Origin of the sequence: Myxococcus faecalis, from assembly GCF_050039385.1 — a bacterium.
GTDB lineage: Bacteria > Myxococcota > Myxococcia > Myxococcales > Myxococcaceae > Myxococcus > Myxococcus fulvus.
Window position 1 is genome coordinate 428,956 of record NZ_CP144336.1, and the last position, 19,494, is coordinate 448,449.

15 protein-coding genes are annotated in these 19,494 nt (G+C 71.8%); 14 read left to right on the forward strand and 1 reads right to left on the reverse strand.

The features are described 5' to 3' along the window. Positions 1-343 precede the first annotated feature (343 nt). From VZQ01_RS01500 to VZQ01_RS01540, 9 genes are read left to right on the forward strand one after another with little or no spacing between them, the layout of a single operon-like run. On the forward strand, positions 344-1,048 hold the full coding sequence (locus VZQ01_RS01500) for a hypothetical protein (RefSeq protein ID WP_426746722.1): 705 nt from the start codon (positions 344-346) through the stop codon (positions 1,046-1,048). A gap of 3 nt (positions 1,049-1,051) precedes the next feature. Further along, complete coding sequence (locus VZQ01_RS01505) at positions 1,052-1,846, forward strand: DUF4126 domain-containing protein (RefSeq protein WP_223750112.1); 795 nt, start codon at positions 1,052-1,054, stop codon at positions 1,844-1,846. A 24-nt stretch (positions 1,847-1,870) separates the two neighbouring features. After that, entirely contained in the window at positions 1,871-2,497 is a 627-nt protein-coding gene (locus tag VZQ01_RS01510) for a 4Fe-4S single cluster domain-containing protein (RefSeq protein WP_426746723.1), read from the forward strand. Beyond that, a complete protein-coding gene (locus tag VZQ01_RS01515) occupies positions 2,494-3,579 on the forward strand; it encodes a hypothetical protein (protein ID WP_223750114.1) in 1,086 nt (361 codons plus the stop codon). The genes VZQ01_RS01510 and VZQ01_RS01515 overlap by 4 nt, the downstream gene beginning before the upstream one ends. Beyond that, a complete protein-coding gene (locus tag VZQ01_RS01520) occupies positions 3,576-4,142 on the forward strand; it encodes a hypothetical protein (RefSeq protein WP_223750115.1) in 567 nt (188 codons plus the stop codon). Before VZQ01_RS01515 ends, VZQ01_RS01520 begins: the two co-directional genes overlap by 4 nt. Further along, the gene (locus VZQ01_RS01525) at positions 4,139-6,256 is read left to right on the forward strand and encodes an AAA family ATPase (RefSeq protein WP_223784710.1); all 2,118 of its coding nucleotides are present in this window, start codon (positions 4,139-4,141) and stop codon (positions 6,254-6,256) included. Before VZQ01_RS01520 ends, VZQ01_RS01525 begins: the two co-directional genes overlap by 4 nt. Next, on the forward strand, positions 6,249-6,515 hold the full coding sequence (locus VZQ01_RS01530) for a hypothetical protein (RefSeq protein WP_046713159.1): 267 nt from the start codon (positions 6,249-6,251) through the stop codon (positions 6,513-6,515). The genes VZQ01_RS01525 and VZQ01_RS01530 overlap by 8 nt, the downstream gene beginning before the upstream one ends. Further along, positions 6,515-9,781 (forward strand): DUF8586 domain-containing protein, encoded by a 3,267-nt coding sequence (locus VZQ01_RS01535; RefSeq protein WP_426746725.1) that lies wholly within the window; start codon positions 6,515-6,517, stop codon positions 9,779-9,781. The genes VZQ01_RS01530 and VZQ01_RS01535 overlap by 1 nt, the downstream gene beginning before the upstream one ends. Beyond that, entirely contained in the window at positions 9,778-10,824 is a 1,047-nt protein-coding gene (locus VZQ01_RS01540; protein WP_223750117.1) for an AAA family ATPase, read from the forward strand. The genes VZQ01_RS01535 and VZQ01_RS01540 overlap by 4 nt, the downstream gene beginning before the upstream one ends. 48 nt (positions 10,825-10,872) lie before the next feature. On the opposite strand, the gene VZQ01_RS01545 is transcribed toward VZQ01_RS01540, so the two are convergent. Continuing rightward, entirely contained in the window at positions 10,873-12,345 is a 1,473-nt protein-coding gene (locus tag VZQ01_RS01545) for a hypothetical protein (RefSeq protein ID WP_426746726.1), read from the reverse strand. Between the two features lie 204 nt (positions 12,346-12,549). On the opposite strand from VZQ01_RS01545, the gene VZQ01_RS01550 reads away from it, so the two are divergent. From VZQ01_RS01550 to VZQ01_RS01570, 5 genes are all read left to right on the forward strand, one after another. Beyond that, positions 12,550-14,040 carry a hypothetical protein gene (locus VZQ01_RS01550; RefSeq protein WP_426746728.1) on the forward strand — a complete coding sequence of 497 codons (1,491 nt, stop codon included), beginning with the start codon at positions 12,550-12,552 and terminating at the stop codon, positions 14,038-14,040. Between the two features lie 43 nt (positions 14,041-14,083). Continuing rightward, positions 14,084-15,442 (forward strand): WGR domain-containing protein, encoded by a 1,359-nt coding sequence (locus VZQ01_RS01555; protein ID WP_223750120.1) that lies wholly within the window; start codon positions 14,084-14,086, stop codon positions 15,440-15,442. Between the two features lie 7 nt (positions 15,443-15,449). Further along, on the forward strand, positions 15,450-16,601 hold the full coding sequence (locus tag VZQ01_RS01560; protein WP_426746729.1) for an STM4014 family protein: 1,152 nt from the start codon (positions 15,450-15,452) through the stop codon (positions 16,599-16,601). Between the two features lie 94 nt (positions 16,602-16,695). Beyond that, complete coding sequence (locus VZQ01_RS01565; protein ID WP_426746730.1) at positions 16,696-17,904, forward strand: type 2 periplasmic-binding domain-containing protein; 1,209 nt, start codon at positions 16,696-16,698, stop codon at positions 17,902-17,904. A gap of 210 nt (positions 17,905-18,114) precedes the next feature. Further along, entirely contained in the window at positions 18,115-19,449 is a 1,335-nt protein-coding gene (locus tag VZQ01_RS01570; RefSeq protein WP_426746731.1) for a reverse transcriptase family protein, read from the forward strand. The last annotated feature ends 45 nt before the right edge of the window (positions 19,450-19,494 follow it).

Below are 19,494 nucleotides of genomic sequence, written 5' to 3' on the forward strand. Positions count from 1 at the left end.
ACGGCCGGAGAGACAGTCGACATGGGCTGGAGAGATAGCGCCGGCCGCCTTCAGCAGGAGCAACCGCCGGGGGGAGCATCGACCTGGAATGGGGAGGCAACGGAGCCGCCCCTCGTTCCGCACGCTCCACCCATGGAACGCCCCTCCTTCGACGAGAGCGCCGCTGATGACGAGCCTGTCGACACGGTCTGGCGAGACGGCAGGAAGGCCCCTCCCTCAGTGAGCACGCTCCCGGTAACGGACCTGTCGACATGGGCGGTCGCGACGGGGTGCGGAGACCGGACCTGACTCGCTCGCGGGTTCGGGGCATGATGCGCGCACGCAGATGAGGGGGAGTCCCATCTTGACGATGACCACCACCGCGAGCCCTCGCGGCGAGGAACACGAGCTCGCGCTGCTGCTCGGCGGACGCTGTCGGCGCTGCGCCGAGCGGATTCCGGGAGGGACCGCGCTGCGCGGCCGCCCCTGCCCTCGCTGTGCCGAGGCCACGCTGCCCAGCCCCGAGGACCGGGAGGTGATCCACCAGCTCGCCACCCAGCGCGCCACGGTGCGCCTGAGCGTCGCGGTGGTGGGCGTCGCGGCCGCGGCCCTGGTGGCCAGCTGGGTGCCGCTGCTCACGTCGTTCCTCCTGGTCGCCGCGCTCGTGTGGCTTCGCGTGACGCTGGTGACGCCCGCGCTCCAGCTCCTCTCGCTCCAGCGCAAGCTCGTCGCACGCTGGACGCTGCGGCTGGCCGCGGGCTGCTTCGTGGCGCTGTCCGTCCTCCTGCTGGAGCTCCTGACGCTGGTGCCCGGCCTGGGCGCGCTGGCGAAGGTGGCGCTGAGCGCGGGACAGGTCGCCGTGGCGGGGCTCTTCGCGCGTCGCTACCTGGCGTGGCAGACCGGACGCGAAGCCCGGGGCGTGCCCATCGCCTGGTGGGAGCTGGGGCTTCTCGTAGCGTGGATGCTCCTGCTACTCGCCTTCACCACGGCGTCGGTGCTGCTGGTGCTCTACGTGCTCCAGTCCCTGGGGTTCGTGAAGGAGTTCCTCGTCATGCCGGTGGGAGGCTGAGCGATGCTCACGTACGCCCTCGTCTCGCAGGCCATCGGCCTGAGCGGTGCTTCGGGGACTCGCGCGGGAGGCAGCCTGCTGCTGCTCGCGCTGGCCGCGCATGCGCAGTACCTCACGCTGCCTCCTGAGCTGACGTGGCTCGCCACGCCGCAGGCGCTCGGCGCCATGGTGGCCCTGCTCGCGTTCGAGATGTACACGCAGCGCGACAGCGACCTGCGCATGGTGCTCGGCCTCGCGCAGTTCGCGTTGAGCGCGGGCAGCGGCGCCACGGTGGCGCTCGCCTCCGTGGGCGTGGGCACCGAGACTCTCCCACCCTGGGCCGTGGGCGCGGTGGGCGCCTTCGTCGCCGTGTCCACGCTGTCGCTGCGCCAGTGGCTGCACACGCGCGTGGACCAACTGGAGACGGAGGTCCTGCGCCCCCGGAAGTGGCTCCTGCGCATCGAGGACTGCTTCGGACTGGGACTCGCGGCGGTCGCCATCCTCTGGGCCCCGCTCGCCCTGGTGCTCGTCCTCCTGTTCACCCTGGCCTGCGCCGTGGCCGGCTGGTTCGCCTACCGGCTGGAGGCACGTGGCCGGCGCCCCTGCCCCGCCGGCTGTGGCGCGCGCATCCGACAAGAAGCCTCGCGCTGTCCGAAGTGTCGCGCGGATGTGCCCATCGCCCGCACGCTGGACCTGCGACTCGCGGGCCGGATGCGGGATGCGCTCCAGAACGCGCTGGGCTCCGGGACTTCCGGTGTTTCCCGCGCGGACCCGAGCGTCCGGCGCGGCGGCGGCAAGCTCCCCTCCCGACTGGGGTGATGCGCGGCCCGCGCCGTTCCTGGCATGCTGCGAACCTCCGCCATGTCCTCGAGCCCGGACACGTCTTCGACCGGCCCGGTGCTCCGGGTCGCCCAGCAGGTTCCTCGCACCGAGGCGGAGGGCCCAGGCCGCCGCTTCGCGCTCTGGGTCCAGGGCTGTCCGCTGCGCTGCCCGGGCTGCTGCAATCCGGAGATGTTCGCGATGGAGCGCGGCGCCGTCGTGACGGTGGAAGCCCTGGCGGCCCGGGTGCTCGCGACGCCCGGCATCGAGGGCCTCACGATCCTGGGCGGTGAGCCCTTCTCCCAAGCGGACGCCGCGGCGGAGCTGTGTGAGCGCGTGCGCGCGGGCGGGCTCAGCACCCTCGTCTTCACCGGCTACACGCTGGCCGAGCTGAAGGCGCAGGGCCGACCTGAGGTCGAGCGCCTGCTCGCCTCGCTGGACCTGCTGGTGGATGGGCGCTACGAGAAGGACCAACCGGAGACGCGCCGGCGCTGGATTGGCTCTCGCAACCAGGTCATGCACTTCCTCACCCCGCACTACGCCCCGGAGGACCCGACGTTCACCGCGCCGAACACGGCCGAGGTCCACCTCATCGAGGGGCGCATCATCGTCAACGGCTGGCCCGACCTCGCGGACCGCCTGCGCCCATGACGCGCGTCTCGCCCTCCGAGCACCGGCTGCTCACGCTCGCGCGCGCCATCCTGGGTCAGGGCCCCTACGTGCCCGTGGAGGACCTGTTCCGCGGCAGTCACGTCTGTGCGCCCCAGCTCGGCCCCGCGGCCCTCTCCGCGCTGAGGGACTCGCTGTCCAAGGGCACCGTGCTCGCCCTCGCGCGGATGGGCGGCGGTCGCAAGCGTCGCCACCTGCCCTCCACCTCCGGAGCGACGCGGCTCTGGGAGCGACACCCGTCCCGCCCGCTCCACTTCTCCGCGCTCTGCTTCCACACCCTGCGCTGGCTGGTGGAGCAGCCGCTCACCGTCCCCGACCACCGTGCCCTGGACGTCGACGCGCCTCCGACGCTCGCGGATGAGCTGTTCCTGTATCTGTGCTGCCGGATGCTCGTGGGGACCTCCTGCGCGCCGGCGCTGGGCAAGGAGCCCCAGTTCCGCCGCTCCGCCCTGTGCCGGCTCGGGTTCCCCGACGTGTTCGCCTCCGTGTCCGATTCGCTCTCGGCCGACGACTTCGCGCCGCTGCTCGCCGAGGGTGGCTGGCTCCTGGAGGCCGTCCAGGACGAGCTGGCCCTGCGCTGGCGGAAGATGGAGGAGTCCAAGAGCCGGCGAATCGAACCCCGGGAGCTCGTCGAGCTGGGGGCCTCGCAGACGCGGGTGCTGGACGCCTTCTTCGATGCGCTGGACCGCGCGCGCCGAAGAGACCTCGCGGGCTTCCTGCTGGACGCGCTGCGCCCCCTCGTGGACCAGCCCGCGGCCCGCTGGGTGGCCCACCTGTCGCCGCGCGCGCCGCTGGGCGCGAAGGTCGAGGCACGCCGTGGCGCTGGCGCGGGATTGCGTGCCCTGGCCCGACTGGCGCGGTGGGACCAGGAGCACCGCGCGGTGCGCTTCTTCGACGATGACCACGATGACGCCCAGCTGCTGCTCTCCGAGTGGTCCTCGTTCGGCGACGCGGGCTTCCGGCTCGCGGCGGACCGGGAGCGCGAGCTGGGCTCGGACCTGATGGTTTCCTCCGAGGTCCCCGAGGACGGGGCCTCTTCGACTTTCACCGGGAGCGCCCCATGAGCCGCGCCTATCGCATCTCCGTCTCCGAGTCCCTCAACCGCATCGTCCACGCCGACGACGGCGTGTGCTCCAAGCTGGAGCTGTTGCCGCTGCTGTCGCGCGAGGAGACGGCGGGCCTGCTCGCCGCGGACCTCGCCGCGCGAGGCTTCGTCCAGGAAGGCGACGTGGCGGTGCGCACGGAGGCGGACGGCGTGCGCGTGGCCGTGGACGTCACCACCGGCGAGGTCAGCGTCACGCTCGCGGCCCAGCAGGAGGTGGAGCTGACGGCCGTGGGCGAGGTCCTCACCAATGCCCCCTCCGGCACCGAGGCCACGCAGAAGCTCGCCCGGGAGAAGGCGCGCGCGAAGCTGGAGGACCGCGCCCAGGACGCCACGGAGGCGCTGCGCGAGGAGGTCACTCGCAAGCTGGAGGGCCGCCTGCGCGACCTCAAGGCGGAGCTGGACGCCATCTCCAACAAGGTGACGGCGGAGGCGCTCAAGGTGCGCGCCTCCCAGCTCGGCACGGTGGAGGAGATCCACGAGGACGCGGCGACGGGCTCGCTCACCATCAAGGTCCGCGTATGAGCCAGCGCATCCCCGACGACTCGCTCCCCACGGAGCTGACGCCGTTCCAGGCGGTCGAGGCCGCGTACCCCGCGGAGCTGGAGCGCACCCGCGAGGCGCTCCTGCGCGGCCTGCCCGTCATGGTGGAGGCGGACAAGGAGCTGACGCCCTACTTCTACAAGTGCCTGCGAGACAGGCTGAAGAAGGACGGCAAGCAGTTCCTCTATCTGGACGGGCGCGCCGCCGCGGAGCCGCCTCCAGGCATGCCCGCGCCCAGCATGATGGCCACGCTCATCGGCCAGCTGCGGGACGCGGTGCGCGGCGCGGTGCGAGAGCGCATCGTCGTGCTGCCGCACCTCGACCTGCTCACCACCAGCAGCGGAGGGCTCACCTCCGAGGCGCGCGAGGTGATTCCGCTGCTCTACGAGAACCCGGAGATGGTCTGGGTCGGCTTCAAGGACCCGTCCTTCCCGCTGCCTCGGGTCATCGAGAACCTGTTCCCGCACAAGGAGACCCTCCTCGGTGTGAGCCGCGAGCGGCTGCGCCACCTGGTCACCCAGCGCGAGTGCCGCAAGTTCGGCCGGGGCCTCCAGCCCTACGTGCTCTACAAGCACGTGTCCGGAGTGAACGCCGTCCGCCTGCGTCGGCTGCTCGGCGCCATCACTGGCGAGGACTATCCGAGCGACGCGCGGCCCGCGTACGCGCAGCTCCGCTCGGCCACGCTGAGCGGCTCGCTGAACGTGCCGGACCTGGACCTGCGGGCGGACATCGGCGGCTACACGCAGGTGAAGGACCGGCTCCAGCGCGAAATCCTCGACGTGCTCGCGCACAAGGACACGCTGTCGGACCCGGAGGCGGTGAAGCGTGTCGAGGGCCTGCTCCCGCGCGGGATGATCTTCTGGGGCCCGCCGGGCACGGGCAAGACGCTCTTCGCCAAGGCCATGGCGTCCTCGCTGGGCGCGGCGGTGCTCGTGGTGAGCGGCCCGGAGCTCAAGAGCCGCTGGGTGGGCGAGAGCGAGGAGAACCTCCGGCAGATCTTCGTCCGGGCCCGGCAGGCGGCGCCGAGCATCATCATCTTCGACGAGCTGGACTCGTTCGCCTCCGCGCGTGGGACCTATACGGGCTCCGGCGTGGAGCACTCGATGGTGAACCAGCTGCTCACGGAGATGGACGGCTTTCGCAAGGAGGAGCTCGTCTTCGTGGTGGGCACCACCAACTTCGTGGAGTCGCTGGACCCCGCGCTGCTGCGGCCGGGGCGCTTCGAGTTCCAGCTGTGCATCCCCTACCCCAACAACACGGACCGCCGGGCCATCCTGTCCATCTACAACGAGAAGCTGGCCCTGGGCATGACCGAGCGCGCGCTGGACTACGCGGTGAAGCGCACCGGAGACCGCGTCGAGGGCACGGGCACGCGCTTCTCCGGCGACCACATCCAGGCGCTGTGCCGCGCGCTCGCGCGACGCCGGCTGCGTGAAGGCGCCCAGACGCCCACCGAGCCCGTGGACGTCGAGCGCGCCCTCACCGACTACCTGGACCGGCCCGCGCTCACGCCCACCGAGGAGCGCGTCGTCGCCACGCACGAGGCCGGCCACGCGGTGTGCGCGCTGTTCTGCCCCAGCGCTCCCGCCATCGACCGCATCAGCATCCGCGGTGACCTGGCGGGCACGCTCGGCTTCGTGCAGTACGCGGACCCCGCGCATCGCCACGTCGTCACCCGGGGGCAGCTGCTCGACAGCATCTGCATGCTCTTCGGCGGACGCGAGGCGGAGGCGCTGCTGCTCGAGGACCTGTCCATCGGCAGCGCGCATGATCTGGAGCGCGCAACGGAGATCGCCCGCGAGCTGGTGGAGGAATTGGGCATGGGCGGCGACGGCCTGCCCGTGCGCCGCTTCGACGCGCCGGGCAGGAACGCGGACCGACACGCGCTCTCCGACGCGACGCGCGGCACGCTGGAGGCGGCCATCCTGGAGGTGCTCGAGGTGCAGCGGGCCCGGGCGCGCGACATCCTGCGCCGCGAGAAGCCCCGCCTCGTCGCGCTGCGGGATTTGCTCCTGGAGCGCAAGGTGTTGGACCGCGAGGCATTCGTCCACCTGGCGCCCGAGGCGGCGCCCAAGAAGGAGCCGGCCCATGGCTAGTCTCATCCTCCGCCTGCTCGTCAATCCCCAGACGGGCCGCAAGGACGTCGTCATCCAGTACGAGAGCGACTCCGACGCGCTGCCCATGGAGCACGAGGACGAGCACCGCCGCCTCGTGGACCAGCTCATCGCCGGGGGCGCGTTGAAGGCGTCGGAGCTGGGCCAGGTCATCGTCCAGCGCGACACGCCGTCCGGCCAGGCCGCGAACCCCGAGTCCACGTCCGACGGCAACGCCGAGAAGGTGAGCCAGAAGGCCTGATGTCCACGCTCGTCTTTCCCACCCGGGAAGCGCTCCACCTCGCGCTGACCTCCCGGCTCGTCCCTCCCGAAGTCCAGGCCGCGCCGGCCCATCACCACACCCGCGCCGAGGGCCCGCTCTACGTCACGCCGCACGCGCCGCTGACGAAGGCCGCGCTCGCGGAGCTGGCCGCGTTCGGCGTCCGCGTCGACGCGAAGGCCCCTCGCGGTGAGGCCATGGTGCGCTGCTGGGCGGAGCTGCTGCCCACCCACCGCGCCCCGCTGGAGGGCGTGCTCCCCGGCACGGTGATGTTCCTGCCCACCGACGCGGACGCGCTGCTCGCGCTCGCGGGTGAGCTGCTGCGCCTGGGATGCGACCGACAGGAGGTCTGCTTCGCGAAGGGCGAGGCGGGCTCGCGGGCGCTGCTGCGCGCGGTGGCGCCTCCGTACTTCACGCTCACGGGCGCCCTCGACCGCGCGGGCGGGCTGCGCGCCTTCGTCCCCGCCGTCCCGGGTCAGACGTCCGTCTGGGTGGAGCTGGGGCATGTGCATCCGCTGGCGCGAACGCTCCAGCCCGCCGCCGGCAACGTGCTGCTCATCCCGGGCGAGGGCGCGTGGCTGACGGCCGCGGACGGCCCCTGGCTGGACCTGTACCAGCTCACGGACTTGCGGCTCCCGGAGCCCGCGCGCGCCTGGGAGCCCCTCCCCGCGCCCGGCCGGCTGTCCGTCCCGCTGCGCCTCACCCGCGCCGCGCGCACCGAGGCCGCGAGCCTCTGGGTGCTGCGAGAGAACGCCGTGGCCCAGGTGGAGTCACTCGTCCACACGCTGCCCGAGCCCGTTCTCGCGCAGCTCCGCTTCGCGGTGACGGGTCCACCGGACGCGCCCTGCATCATCCTGCGCGCGCGCGCCGGCCGGGAGCGACCTCCGGAGCTGGGCCTGTCCGCGATGGCCTATGCGCCGCTGCCGCAGGTCGCGGAGCTGTACCTGCCGTGCGACGGACTGCTGGAGCCGCCCGTGCGCAAGGAGCGGCTGCGCGCGCTGCTCGTCCCCACGCCGGAGACGGTGACGTGGCTGCACCCCACGGGGGACGGAGGCTTCCGCGCCGAGCGCATCTGCGAGAAGGCCTTCCAGCCACTCGAGACCTGGGTGGACTACGTGGTGGACGCGAGCGCCGTCGCGCTGGAGCCCTGGATGAAGGGCGCGACGTTCGACTTCGACGCCATCGAGCTCGCTGACGGGGAGTGGATTCCCGGCACCACGCGCGCCCCGTCCGCGGAGAAGAAGCCCAAGGACGCGCAGCCCTCGCGGACGGAGCGCCGCGCCCATGACACCGCCGGGCCCGAGCCCGTCGCGGAGCCCTCGCGCAAGGCCTCGAGGAAGGCGGCCACGAAGGCCCCGAGCGCGCCGCTCGTCCCCCTCGCGCCCGAGCGACAGGACGCGGCGGCCGAGGCGCTCGCCCGCGCGGAGAAGGACTTCCTCGCGCTGGACGTCCCGGCCGATGCCCCCGAGCGACAGGCGCTGTGGGTGCGCATGGCGGAGCTGCAGGTGCAGCTCGGACGCGCTCGCGAGGCGACCCTGTGCTGGACCCGCGCGCTGTGGAGCGCGACGGGCGATGAGGCCACCGAGCTGGCCGAGCGCTGGGCCCGCGCCGAGACTCGCAATGGCCAGCCCCCCGAGCAGCTGTTGACCCGGGACACGCCGTCGGAGGACGACGTCCGCGGCCTCGCGAGCGCGCTCGTGCACGCGGCGCGCGCATCGGGCGGGGCAACCTTCAGCGACGTCCCGACGGTCCAGCGCTGGCTGGACAAGCACGACACCGCGCTCGACGTGCGCACGCTGTGGCTGTCCCGCGCGGCGCTGGACAAGCTCGCGGGGGGAGATCCGCTGAGCCTCGCGAAGGCGGGAGACCGGGTGCAGGAGATGCTCCAGCGCGGCCTCTCCCTGTCGCGCGACGTGCCGCTCTTCCTGCGCGGAGGCACGGACGCGGCGCTGCTGCCCCGGCTGGCGACGCACCTGACGACGCTCCTGGACCGCTTCGAGCGCACCACGCGCCGACGCTCGTCGGTGGAAGCCCCCACCGCGCTCACCCAGGCCTATGTCCGCCTCGTCTTCGCCTGCGGCCTCGCACGGGTGGGCCAGCCGGAGCACGCGCGCACGCTGGTGGAGGCGGCCACGGCGGCGCTCTCCAAGTCGGACCCCATCCACGGCTTCCTCGTCCGGGCGTACGGCGCGCGCGTGACGCAGGCCATGGAGGGCGAGCCCCTCGAGACGCCGCTCCCCGCGGACATCGCCGCGGAGCTCAACGCGCTGGTCACCTTCCAGCGGTACAAGGTGGACCGGCTGCGCCAGGGCTCCGGACTGCTGGAGCCCAGCGAGCGACTGGACCCGGCGCGCGCCTTCGGACGCGGGACGCGCGACCTGCGTGGCGAGGAGTTCGCCGCGCTGCGAGACATCCGCGACCCGGAGGTCGTCGACCGCGAGGTGCGCCAGCTCGTCCAGCGCGCCACCGGGGCGAAGCTGAACGCGGCCGAACGACAGCGGCTCATCGGCGGGCTGCTGGAGACGCTGCCCCGGCTCCCGATGGCGCGCGCGCTGCCGTTGATGGACTCGCTCGTGTCCGCGGTGGACACGCTGCCGGGCGAGGTGCAGGCGCGGCTGCTCGGAGACGCGCTCGCGCTGGCGGCGCTCTTCGGCCGGGTGGACCGCGCCACCACCTTCGCGGGACGCCTGCGCACCGTGCTGGCGGGCCTGCCGCCCGACTCCCACGCGTGGAGCGCGGGCATCCTGGAGGCGAGCCTGCGCGGTCTGCGTCGGGTGGGCCTGACGCGCGAGGCGGGCGACCTGGTGGAGGCGACGCGCGGCCTGCTGACGCGGCCCAAGACGCCGGTGGCCGCGCGACTCGGCGTCGCGTCCGGCATGGCCTTCGTCGGCCGCATGCAGGAGGCGCTGCCCGTGTTCGACGCCGCGTTCGAGGCGCTCGACGCGCTGAAGGGCACGCTGCCGGAGCGGCTGGCGCTGATGCGCAGCCTCGCGGGAGCGCTGTCCCATGCGCCCGCGGACCTGGCGCTGTCGGGCCTGGCGCGCCTGTCCGAGGTGCTGCCCCTGGTGACGGACAGCTACAACACCAACAGCCACTTCTGCCTCTCGGTGGTGGAGCTGGCGGACATGCTGGTGCTGGGACACGTGGAAGTGGCGCGCGGCTCGGGTGAGCGCGCGCGTGGTTGGTTGGATGAGGATGAGTTCCTGGTGCGACGACGCATCCATCAGGAGTTGGAGGAGCGTCTATGAGCAGTGTTCCCCGGCGTGAGGAGCCCGCCGCCGACCCCATCTCCGCGCTGACGTTCGATGCGCTGTCGCGCGAGGCCCAGGGGCTGAGAGACCGACTCAACCGCTTCCGTCAGGCGCTGGGGCGGCACTTCGTGGGCAAGCAGACCCTGGTGGACCTGATGACGGTGGCGGCGGTGGCCCAGGAGCCGCTGCTGCTCGTGGGCCCTCCGGGCACGGCCAAGTCGGACCTGGTGCTCAAGTTCCGCGAGGCGCTGCGCATCCCCTCCGAGGACTACTTCGAGTACCTGCTGACGCGCTTCACCGAGCCGTCGGAGGTGCTGGGCCCCATCGACATCAACCTGCTGCGACAGGGGCGCTACATCCGGCGCGAGGGCGGCAAGCTGCCCACCGCCCGGCTCGTCTTCCTGGACGAGGTCTTCAAGGCGAGCTCCGCCATCCTCAACGCGCTGCTCACGGTCATCAACGAGCGCAAGTTCTACCAGGACGGCGCGCCGCAGCCGGTGCGCCTCAAGGTGCTCTTCGCCGCCACCAACGAGCTGCCCGAGCACGCGGAGCTGGGCGCGCTCAAGGACCGCTTCTGCCTCAAGGCCGCGTGCCGGCCGGTGCAGGACCGCTACTTCCTGGAGCTGCTCGACTCGGGCCTGGAATCGCAGACGAACCGGGAGCTGAACCAGAAGCCCTGGGCGGAGGGGCACGCCACGCTGGAGGACGTGCTCAAGGCGCACCGCTACCTGACGCTGATGATGGGCCGCAAGGAGGCCGGGCCGGAGGGACGCGAGCTGAGAGACCGCGACCTGTTCTTCCGCGACGAGCTCTTGCGTGAGTTCCGCCGCGTGGTGCAGACGCTGACGCGCGAGGACGGCGTGTTCATCAGCGACCGCAAGCTCGTGAAGCTCTACCGGCTCCTGCGCACGCGCGCGTGGATCTTCCACGGCGGCGCGGTGGAGCGGCAGGACCTCCAGCTCCTCTCCTACCTGGGAGAGACGCGAGAGGAGATCGACCTCCTGGAGGAGAAGGTGCCCCGGCTGCTCGGCCTGACGTGAGTCCGGAAGGAGCGGAAGGCGCCCTGCCCTCCGCTCCCGTCCCTTCGGCTACGGCGTGCAGCTCACGTTCGAGGGCATGGCCCAGAGCTGGTGGTAGCCCGTGTCATCCCTCGCGCCGAAGTAGATGCGGTTGCCCACCCGGGCGAACGCGGTCGCCAGATGCGTGCGCGACGGGCTCGTGGTGATTTCGGACGAGGTCTCGTCGGTGCCGTAGGACACCCACGGCACCGCGAAGGAGCCCTCGCCGCCCGCGGTGAACACCACCCCGCCATTGTCCGCGGCGATGAGCGGAGACCAGTACTCGTCGGAGGTGCTCAGCGCCGCGGGAACCCGCCGCGTCGTCGCGGCCGTCCCCTGCGTCACCCACAGCCACACCCTGCGCGGCGCGGGACCCGACGTCCCGATGGCGACGGAGAAGTAGAGCGTGTCCCCCGAACGCACGACGCCCTGGACGTAGGTCCCCGCATCCGGGTCATTCCCCCATGGGTTCTCCAACTGGGTGACGTTCGCCTTCCCGCCCCCCGCCAGCGACACGCTGGAGAGCGTCATGATGGGCAGGTAGGCGCTGTCCACCAGGTACACCGAGCCGCCCAGCGAGCCGAGCATCAGCATGCGCTTGCCGAAGGTCTCCAGCCGCACCGTTCCCGCGGCCGTCCCGTCCGTCTTCCAGACCTCCGTGTTGCCGCCATCCAGCAGGGTGAACAGCCCCACGGCGCCATCCTGCGTGGTGCCCACGTCCATCACGGGGACCTGTCCGGCATCCAGCTTCTTGACGAAGACCGTTCCGCCCGCGGTGCCATCCGTGCGCCACAGCGACGTGCCGTCCGTCGCATTGGACATGAAGAAGAAGTGCGCGCTCGTGGTCCGCACGTATTTCTCCGACAGCGTGCTCAGCACGCCCAGGTTCACCTCCATCCGCGTGCCGGCCTCCGTGCCATCCGTGCGCCACAGCTCCACCTGCGTCCGGGGCGGCGTGAGCACCTGCCGGGTGCGGAAGAACGACGCGCTGTTGCCCCACACGGAGACCTGCGACATCGCCGTGCCCTCCGGTCCGGGTGTCACGTCCTTCAGCAGCCGCGTGCCAACCTCCGTCCCGTCCGACACCCACGGCTCGCGGCCCGACTCCGGCGTGTAGACGGTGAACAGCAGCTTGTCGCCGAGCGGCGCCCGGGTGGACAACGCGCGCTCGGGCCACATCGCGGAGAAGGCGCGGACCTGCACGGTGCTGCCCTCGGTGCCCTGCGTGCGCCACAGCACGGAGGCGCCGTCGGGGTAGTTCACGGTGAAGTACGTCGTGCCCTGCACGCCCAGGAAGCCGAAGGGCGACAGCCCCGCGAACGGCGGAGGCTCGGGCGTCCCCGGGGGAATGACGACCTTCACCCGCTGCGCGCCACCGGTCGGGCATGACGGCGCCAGCAGCGGCGCTTCCGCCGTGCTCACGGGACTCTCCGCCCTCGCCTCCGGTCCTCCGCAGCCCAGGGCCCCCAGCAACATCACCGCCCAGCCAGACTTCGCGCGCATGTGGCCTCCTCTCCCGCGAGGGAGCAAGGAAGCGAGGGTGGGAACCGACCCTGGGCTGGACAACTGCCCCGAAGTCGCAGGGGCCTGTCCGCGTCGAGACAGGGACCGCTCCTCCGGTCCCCTGCCGAAACCACGGCGCCTCGGCGCCGCGCACCGACACGCCCCTGCATCCGCCCCCAGCGGGAAGTGATACATGGTGGACGCATGGGAGTCCCCGAGCCGCGAGCCCCCCAGGACCTGGAACGCTGGTTGTGCGCGGGGCTCTGCCTCTCACGGCAGGAGGGGCTCGACGCGGAGGCGCTCGCCGCGAGCATCCCCGGGCTGAGGGCCATGCTCGAGGAGGCCCCCACGCTCCCGCCGCCCGCGCTCATCGCCGACCTGGGGCGGCTCGTCTCGGGGCAACCTCCCGCACCCTCCCTCCCCATCCCGGACACCCTGCCCCGCCTGCGCGACGCCGTGCGGGCCTACGACGACCACGTCCTCGCGCGCCTGGCCGCCGAGCCCACCCTGGAGGCCGTGTCCGCCGCGCTGGCCCGCGTGCCCCAGGCCCTGCGGCCCAAGGGCCTGGCCTTCCTCGTCGGCCGCGTGCTCACGCGCATGGGCTTCACCTCGGGCACGCCCGTCAGCCCCGCGCTGGCGCGGCGCATCCTCGAGAAGCCACCGGGTGAACTGTTGCAATCGGGATACGGCGCCCTGCGCGAGCGGGACTCCGCGCTCGAGTCGCTCGCCCTGGGCTACGAGGCGCTGGCCACCGGGGCGCGTCGCGCCAGCGCCCTGCTCGGCGACGCCGAGGTCTTCACGCTGGAGAACCTGGAGCACCTGAAGGGCAAGGCGCAGCGCCTGGCGTTGGAGCAGGCCGTGGAGGCCGCCGAGTCCCTGTCGCGCACGCTGCCGCCGCGTCTGCGCGCGCGCGCCGTCTCGCAGGGCCCCGCGCCCACAGCGCTGGAGGACGAGGCCGCGTTCCCGCAAGGAGGCTTCTCGTCGGTCTCCAACGTGGGCAGCCTGGAGAACCTGGTCACCTCCGAGCTCGTCTACATGGAGGACGAGCCCACGCTCGACTTGTTCGACGTGCGCTACGTCGAGGGCGAGCTGCTCTACTACACGCGCGACGAGAGCCTCGCGGTGCGCCGCCGTCGGGTGCTCGTGTTCCTGCTGCCCGTGAGCCTCGCGGACGCGCGCGTGAAGGACAGCGGCGTGAGCTGGCAGCGCGCCGTGCTGGCCCTGGGGCTGGTGCTCTGCCTGGTGCGTCGGCTCTCCGTGTGGCTCGGAGACCAGGACCTGCGCTTCCAGGTCGCCTTCCCCTGGGAGGGACAGGGCCCCCACCCGCTCGAGGCCGAGCGCGGCTTGTGCGAGCTGCTCCTGCGTGAGTGGCGCGCCCGCGGCACGGTGGAGATTCTCACGCCGCGAGACAATGAGCAGGTGTTGGAGCAGGTGCGTGTCGACGCGAAGCGGGCACGCGTGGACGTGCTGTGGCTCGACGCGGTCCGTCAGTCGCCGCTCGACACGCGCGGGCTGCCCTCGCACGTGAGCGTGCACCGGGTGGACCTGAGCGGGCCGAGCCCTCGGGTGCAGACGTCACGGCCGGGTGTCCCCGCGCAGGGAATCCCGGAAGACGGGCAGGCAGGGCGCGTGCCCGAGACGCCCTGGGAAGCCTGGATGGGCGCGACGCTTGAGCTTGCGCGAGGGCTTCTCTAGCTTCCGGTCGGACGCGCCACGCTCGGCGCAGGAGAGGACGGCCATGCCGCGGTACGAGTTCAAGGAAGGCAGCTCCAGCAAGTTCTGGGAGATCAAGCTCGAGGGCGACTCCTTCACCACGCGTTGGGGCCGCATCGGCACCGACGGCCAGGAGAAGACGCAGTCGTTCGACTCCGACGAGAAGGCCCAGAAGGAGTACGACAAGCTCGTCCGTGAGAAGGAGAAGAAGGGCTACGAGCTGGTGGGCGACGGCGAGGGCGGCGACGACGACGACGAGGGCGAGGCCGTCGAGGGCAAGTCGAACCCGGAACTCGAGGCCGCCATCCAGAAGGACCCGGACAACGTCGACGCGTACCTCGTCTATGGCGACTGGCTCCAGGCCCAGGGCGACCCACGCGGCGAGCTCATCGCGCTGCAGCACGCGCTCTCCAAGGCGTCCGGCGCCGAGGCCACCGCGCTCAAGAAGCAGGTGTCCGCGCACATCAAGAAGCACAAGGCGCTGCTGCTCGGCTCCATGGCGAAGGGTTGGAGCGACGAGGAGATCACCCTCGAGTGGCACCTGGGCTTCATCCGCTCGGCGCGCCTGGGCCGCAAGGAGTACGACTCCGAGTTCGACGTGGGCGAGGGCGTCAAGACGCTGCTGACGCACCCGTCGGGGCGCTTCCTGCGCTCGCTCGCGGTGGGCATCGTCGACGCCTCGGATGGCGAGAACAGCTACGAGCCCGTCCTGGAGGCCCTGCAGGAGGCGCCCCCCAAGGGGCTCGAGCACCTGTTCCTGGGCGACTTCGAGTACCCGGACGAGACCGAGATCTCCTGGTCCTACGTGAACGACGTCTCGGCGCTCTACAAGCTGGTGCCGAACCTGCGCTCGCTGCGGCTGCGCGGCGCGGGCGCGGACCTGGGCGACATCGACCTGCCGGAGCTGCGCGAGTTCACCATCGAGACGGGCGGCCTGCCGCTGGGCGCGGTGAAGTCCATCGCCAGCGCGAAGTGGCCCAAGCTGGAGAAGCTGGAGGTGTGGTTCGGCCAGGACAGCTACGGCGCCGAGGGCGGCGTGGCGGACATCCAGCCCATCCTGGACGGCAAGGGCCTGTCGAACCTCAAGGTGCTGGGCCTGCGCAACGCGGAGTTCACCAATGACCTGGTCAAGGTGCTGCCGACCGCGAAGGTGCTCCCCCAGCTCGAGAAGCTGGACCTGTCCATGGGCTGTCTGACGGACGAGGGCGCGAAGACGCTCGCGGAGAACGCGGCGGCCTTCAAGCACCTCAAGCACCTGGACCTGACGGAGAACACGCTCACCGACGCGGGTGAGAAGCTGGTGGCGAAGCTCGCCGGCACCGTGGCCGCGGGCAACCAGCGCGAGTACGACCCCGAGTACCACTACGCCGCGGTGGGCGAGTAGTCCTCCCATGTCCGCGTTGCCCGGCTTCATCGTCATCGGCAACGCGGAGAACCGGCGCGTCTCGCTGTTCCAGGACGCGCTGGACCGTCAGGGCCTGCCGCCCGCGAAGGTGGTGCCCTGGCGGGAGCTGCTGGAGTCCCCTGCCCGCCTCGCCGAGCTCCCCGACACGGAGGCGCTCGTCCGCATCGACGCCGCGGGCGAGAGCTGGGAGGTGGAGAAGGGCCTGTTGAAGCGGGGCTACGAGGACGCGCTCGCGCACCGCGGACAGGTGCTCGCCCCGGACGAAGTCGACGCGCTCGTCGAGGCCCCCGGGCGCATCCTCGCGCCCCGGCAGGGACACCTCGGCTTCCTCCGCGTCCTCTCGGAACTGGAGGCCGTGTTCCGCGAGCGCCCGTCGTGGCGGGTGCTCCAGTCGCCCGCGAGCATCGGGGACTTGTTCGACAAGCGCATCACCTCGCGCAGGTACGCCGGGCTGGGTGTGCCGGTGCCGGAGCCCCTGGACGGGGTGACGGACGTGGCGTCGCTGCGCGAGCGCATGGACGAGGAAGGCTGGCGCGAGGTGTTCGTGAAGGTGTCCTGCGGCTCGTCCGCGTCGTGCCTGGGCATCTTCCGGCGACTTCGCGGCCACGAGTCGCTGGTCACCACCGTCGAGCTGTCGCCGCGGGGCTGGTTCAACACGCTCAAGGTGCGCCGCATCCGCGAGCCGGAGCCGCTGGAGCAGGTGCTCGGCTTCCTCTTGCGCGAGGGCTCGCAGGTGGAGCGCTCGATTCCGAAGGCGCGGCTGGGTGGCGACCTCTTCGACTGTCGGGTGCTGGCGGTGCGCGGCGAGCCCGCGTTCATCGTGGTGCGCCAGAGCCGGCTGCCCATCACCAACCTGCATCTGGGCGGCTGGCGCGGAGAGCTGGAGGAGCTGGAGGCGGCGGTGCCCCGGAGCGAATGGGACGCCGCGATGGAGAGCTGCCGCCAGGTGGCGCGCGCCCATGACTGCCTGCACGTCGGCATCGACCTGATGTTCGAGGAGTACTTCACCGGGCACCGCGTGCTGGAGGCGAATGCCTTCGGTGACCTGCTGCCCGGCCTGAAGCGCGATGGCCTCACCGTGTACGAGTGGGAGATTCGCGAGGCCCTGCGGGCCGCGGGCTTCCACGTGCCCGCCTGACGCCTCCGTCGCAAAGACAGGCACGGACGCGAAATAGCGGTTTATCCGCCTCACCGGGCCTAGAGTGCGAACCTTTCTCGAGGAAGGTTCCGCCATGAATTGGAAAGCGTCACTCGGTGCGTTGCTCTTCACGCTGACGGCCTGCTCGGAGTCTCCGGACCCGACGCCCACGCCGCCCCGGCCGATGAAGGCCGTGTTGTTCCCGTACATCCCGGACACGGTGGGGGACGGCTTCGCGAGCCTCGCGGCGCGGCTCGAAGCGGACTTCGAGCGGGAGCACTCGGACATCGACCTGGACATCGTGTTCGATGCCAACCTGGATGTGTATGACCTGGATGATGGCGGCACGCTGAACCAGCTGCTCGGCTCGGGCCCCTCGGCGGCGCAGGTGGTGGAGGTGGACACGCTCATCCTGGGCTCACTGGTGTCGAAGGGCTGGATTCAGCCGGTGACGCCGGCGGCGGGCACGGTGCATCCGGCGGCCGAGGAGGCGGTGCGCATCTCCGGCACCAGCTACGGCATGCCCACGTACCTGTGCACCTACGTGGTGTACTCGCACAGCACGAACATCCGCTCCGCCACGAATGGCGCGACGCTGGTGGACATCCTGCGAGAGGTCTCTCCTGGCAAGCGGCCGCTGGCGGCGAACTTCGACGGGAGCTGGACGCTGCCCTCCTCGTACATCGATGCGTGGGGAGACACGCACCCGGCGGACGCCCTGCCCGGCGCGCTGTCGTTGCCGCTGGATGCGACGACGCTGACCCCGTTCGAGACCGTGGTGGACAGCTGCGCGATGGAGCCCGGCGTCAACCCGTGCCTGGATGGGACGTACGCGGACAACACGGCGGCGGAGGAGGCGTTCGCCACGGAGCAGGCCAACGGGTTCATGGGCTACACCGAGCGCCTGGTGCCCATCCTGAAGGCCCGGCCGGGGATGGCGTTGCCGGACGTCGTCTCGGTGCCGCTGGGCGGCGGCTCGGCGCCCACCGTGTTCGTGGACGCGCTGGTGGTCAACGCGGGCTGCACGGGCACGTGCGCGGAGGACGCGAAGGCGCTCACCACGTTCCTCGGCAGCACCGAGGTGCGCGGCCTCATCGCCTTCAGCGGCGAGGGGCCGGAGGGCACCCTGCCCCGCTACCTGCTCCAGGCCAACCGCGCCTTCTACCAGCAGGAGCCCGCGCGCTCGGACCCGATGTACCGCAAGTTCGAGCCGCTCATCCACGGCGCGCGGCCCTTCCCCAGCCAGGGCTTCCCGGAGAACCGCAAGGCGATGCAAGCCGCCCTGTTGGAGGCGCTGAAGTAGTAGGGTCCGCCTCGCCATGCGGCGGCTCGGAAACCCAGCGCGTAGACGGTCCGTGGTGACACGGCCCTCTGCATCTCCGGGGCACCCCCGGGGACTCTTCATGAGGAACACACTCCCACTCGAGGCCGGAATCGCGGCGAGCCGCGAGTCTGGCCACGCCGGACGGGACAGGTGGGCCCGAGCCGCCGCATGGCACCCGGAGGCCCGGACGTGAGCACGCGCCACCCCGTGGCGGCGGCGCTCGCGTCCGCGTTCCTCGCGGGTCCCTGGACTCGAGCGGGACTGAGGGAACGAGGCGCCCATGTCGTGGGCGGCCGCCCGCGCTGGCTCGTGCCCGTCGTCCGCGGCATCCTGAGGTACTTTCCTCGCCCGCCCCACGCCCGCATCGAGCTGCTCACCGAGCTGCTCGCCACCCGCCCAGCGCTCATCCGCGCCTGCGGCAACAGCGCCGAGCCCATCCGCATCCACCATTGGCTGGACGCGGAGCCTCAGATGGGCCGGCGGCCCTGGCCCGTTCCCGAGCTGACGACGCAGGCAGCCCTCGCGGAGTGGCTCGGGGTGACGGATGCGCAGCTCGGCTGGCTCGTGGATGGCTCGGGCTTCGAGCGCACGTCGCGTCCCGGCCAGTGGCGACGCTATCGCTACGTCTGGATTCCCAAGCGCACGGGAGGCAAGCGGCTCCTGGAGCAGCCAGGGCTGGACCTCGCGCGACTTCAGCGCAAGGTGCTCCACGACATCCTGGACGTCATCCCTCCCCACGCGGCTGCTCGCGGATTCGTCCGGGGTCTTGGGGTGAAGGACTTCGCGGAGCCGCACGTGGGCCGGGCCGTGGTGGTGCGCGTGGACCTGGAGGACTTCTTCCACGCGGTGCGGCCCGCGCAGGTGTGGGGCGTGTTCCGGACGGCCGGCTACCCCGATGGCGTCGTCAACGCCCTCGCCGGGCTCTGCACCAACCGCACGCCGGGCCCTGTCGTCGAACAGGCGCGTCGGGCCGAGAGCGCGAAGGAGCTGGACGCCTGCTGGCGACTGTCGCGCAGACTCTCCGCGAGACACCTCCCGCAAGGAGCGCCCACGTCACCAGCGCTCGCGAACCTCGCGGCGTATCGACTCGATGTCCGCCTGTCCGCGCTCGCGGCGACGCTGGGCGCCCGGTACACGCGCTACGCGGATGACCTGGCCTTCTCCGGTGACGAAGCCCTGGCGCGACGCGCGCGCAGGCTGCTCACGTGCGTGACGCGCATCATCCGCGAGGAGGGCTTCACCGTGCGCCACGGCAAGACGCGCGTGATGCACCAGGGCCAGCAGCAGCGGCTCGCGGGCGTCGTGGTGAACGCGCACCCCACCGTCCCTCGCGAGGACTACGAGCGCCTGAAGGCCGTGCTGCACCTGTGCCGCACACGCGGCCCCGAGAGCCAGAACACCGAGCAGCATCCCGACTTCCGCGCGCACCTGCTCGGGAGGATTGCCTGGGTGGAGCATCTGCACCCGGCGCGAGGAGCCCGCTTGAGGGCCACCTTCGAGCGCATCACCTGGGCGTCGGAATGAAAAGAGGCCGCCGACAACGCGCCGGCGGCCTCTTCGGGCTTCACG

Excerpts from the sequence above, each read along its gene's own strand:
- VZQ01_RS01505 (WP_223750112.1), top strand. The coding sequence starts at position 1,052 with ATGCTCACGTACGCCCTCGTCTCGCAGGCCATCGGCCTGAGCGGTGCT.
- VZQ01_RS01510 (WP_426746723.1), top strand. The coding sequence starts at position 1,871 with ATGCTGCGAACCTCCGCCATGTCCTCGAGCCCGGACACGTCTTCGACC.
- VZQ01_RS01515 (WP_223750114.1), top strand. The coding sequence starts at position 2,494 with ATGACGCGCGTCTCGCCCTCCGAGCACCGGCTGCTCACGCTCGCGCGC.
- VZQ01_RS01520 (WP_223750115.1), top strand. The coding sequence starts at position 3,576 with ATGAGCCGCGCCTATCGCATCTCCGTCTCCGAGTCCCTCAACCGCATC.
- VZQ01_RS01525 (WP_223784710.1), top strand. The coding sequence starts at position 4,139 with ATGAGCCAGCGCATCCCCGACGACTCGCTCCCCACGGAGCTGACGCCG.
- VZQ01_RS01530 (WP_046713159.1), top strand. The coding sequence starts at position 6,249 with ATGGCTAGTCTCATCCTCCGCCTGCTCGTCAATCCCCAGACGGGCCGC.
- VZQ01_RS01535 (WP_426746725.1), top strand. The coding sequence starts at position 6,515 with ATGTCCACGCTCGTCTTTCCCACCCGGGAAGCGCTCCACCTCGCGCTG.
- VZQ01_RS01540 (WP_223750117.1), top strand. The coding sequence starts at position 9,778 with ATGAGCAGTGTTCCCCGGCGTGAGGAGCCCGCCGCCGACCCCATCTCC.
- VZQ01_RS01545 (WP_426746726.1), bottom strand. The coding sequence starts at position 12,345 with ATGCGCGCGAAGTCTGGCTGGGCGGTGATGTTGCTGGGGGCCCTGGGC.
- VZQ01_RS01550 (WP_426746728.1), top strand. The coding sequence starts at position 12,550 with ATGGGAGTCCCCGAGCCGCGAGCCCCCCAGGACCTGGAACGCTGGTTG.
- VZQ01_RS01555 (WP_223750120.1), top strand. The coding sequence starts at position 14,084 with ATGCCGCGGTACGAGTTCAAGGAAGGCAGCTCCAGCAAGTTCTGGGAG.
- VZQ01_RS01560 (WP_426746729.1), top strand. The coding sequence starts at position 15,450 with ATGTCCGCGTTGCCCGGCTTCATCGTCATCGGCAACGCGGAGAACCGG.
- VZQ01_RS01565 (WP_426746730.1), top strand. The coding sequence starts at position 16,696 with ATGAATTGGAAAGCGTCACTCGGTGCGTTGCTCTTCACGCTGACGGCC.